This window comes from Methanoculleus sp. UBA413, assembly GCF_002502935.1.
GTDB lineage: Archaea > Halobacteriota > Methanomicrobia > Methanomicrobiales > Methanoculleaceae > Methanoculleus > Methanoculleus bourgensis.
In genome coordinates, this window is record NZ_DAQR01000139.1 from 15,218 (window position 1) to 16,995 (window position 1,778).

General features: G+C 67.4%; 1 pseudogene. It reads right to left on the bottom strand.

The features are described from left to right. Nucleotides 1-1,778: pseudogene (locus BP858_RS12120) on the bottom strand (SMC family ATPase); the annotation flags it as partial.

Below are 1,778 nucleotides of genomic sequence, written 5' to 3' on the forward strand. Positions count from 1 at the left end.
GAGAGCCTTGCGGTCTCCTCCCCGATATCTGCCTTCAGGCTGCTTATCCGGGCGGCGATCGCATACCCCTGCTCCCGTGCCGCCGCGAGGTCCCGCTCAAGACCTGCAAGCGTCTCTTCAGCTGCCGCGATCTGCCGCTCGTCAAAGCCAAGGTCGGCGATAGCCGCCTTCGTGCTGAGCAGTTCAGCCTCCCGGCCCGCGAGGAGTTCCTGCTTCGCCTCCAGCGCCTTTCGCATCCTCGGGACTTCTTCGAGACGGACGCGGAGTTCAAGCGTCTTCTGGTGCGCCTCTTCGGCACGGCCGCACTCCTCGGTGAGACGCGCAAACCGGTCCGGGTCAAACGAGAGGTCCCGCTGCTCACCCTCGATGGCCTGCAGCCTCCCCTCGAGTTCTTCCATCCGTTCGAGGACCGACTTCTGTTCCTCCTCAAGCGCCGGTCTCCGCGAGAGCCGGGCCTGTGCCTCGGTGTATGCGCGGTAGGACGCCTCAAGCGCCTGCGCTTCGGTCTCCAGGCGCTTGAGGACCAGAGGGTCGAACCCGAGCCGGGTGAGCTTCCCCTCTATCTCCTCTTTCCGGGTGAGGTAGCCCTCGACCTCGGCGATGAGCCGTTGCCGCTCCTTTCGGAGGGCAGGGAGGCGGCTGCACTCGCCCCTGAGAGTATCGGCCTTCGTCCGCTTCTCTGCAAGGTCCCGGATCCGCTCCCTGAGGGCATCGTGCGCCGCCGGATCATACCCCTCCAGGCCGAGCGCCTGTATCGCGGCGCGGTGCTCTCCGGCCTCGGCCTGCCACCGCCGCACGGCGTCGGCGCTCTGCCTGTAGCGGGAGGAATAGAGTGCGTGCTGCTCTTTTGTGCGCTGGAGGGCGGTGCGCTGCTGCAGGAGGTCCTGCAGCCCGGCAACAACCTCCTGGTGCTCGACGGTCGCTCTCGCATGCTCCTGTTCGAGCCTGGCGAGCGTCTCCTGCATCGACGCGGCGGCCGCTGCAAGGTCGCCGAGCAGCCCTTCGTAGTGCTCCCCGAGACCCTGGTGGCACATCGGGCAGGACCCGTCCGGACCTGCTTTGAGGATCTCTGCCTGGTGTTCGGCCAGCCTCCGGATCTCTTCGCGGACCGCCTGCTGGCGTGTGGCACAGGCACTGATCCGTGATGTCAGGTAATCCTTCCGGCTCCCGGCCGCCTCGATCTCCTCCTCGACGGCGCCCATCTCGGCGAGCTGTCGGGCAAGCCCGGCGATCTCGCTCTCGAGCAGGTCCATCTCATCTGATGCGGCGCGAACCTCCCGCAGGCACCGCTCTTCCTCCCGGGCATACCCTGCTGCCGAGAGGAGCACCTCGTCACGGGCACGGAGGGCGTCATACTCACCGACCTCAGCCTCGAGCGCCGCAAGGTGCCGGGCCTTCTCCTCGACCCCCTCGATATCAACCCGATTCTCACGGACGCGCCGTTCAGTCTGGACGAACCGTTCGTCCATGCGGGCGAGTTCTTCGCGGAGGGCGTCATACTCCGGCTGGAGGCCCTTCATCGCCACAGTACGGTCGCGGAGCGCCTGCCACTCCCCGACCTTCCGGGTAAGGGCGGCGACGGCCGCCTCATCCTCTGCAAGTGCGGCGAGGTCCGCCTCGATCTTCGCACGGCGCTCATTGTACTCTTGTATCTGCCCCCTTGCAGCCGCGGCGGCGAGAGCCAGGTGGTCGGCCCGGACCTTCTCCCCGGCCATCGCGGCGACCTCCGCCTTCAGGGCCTCGTAGCTGCCGGCGGTGAGGGAGAGGGCTTCGAGGTC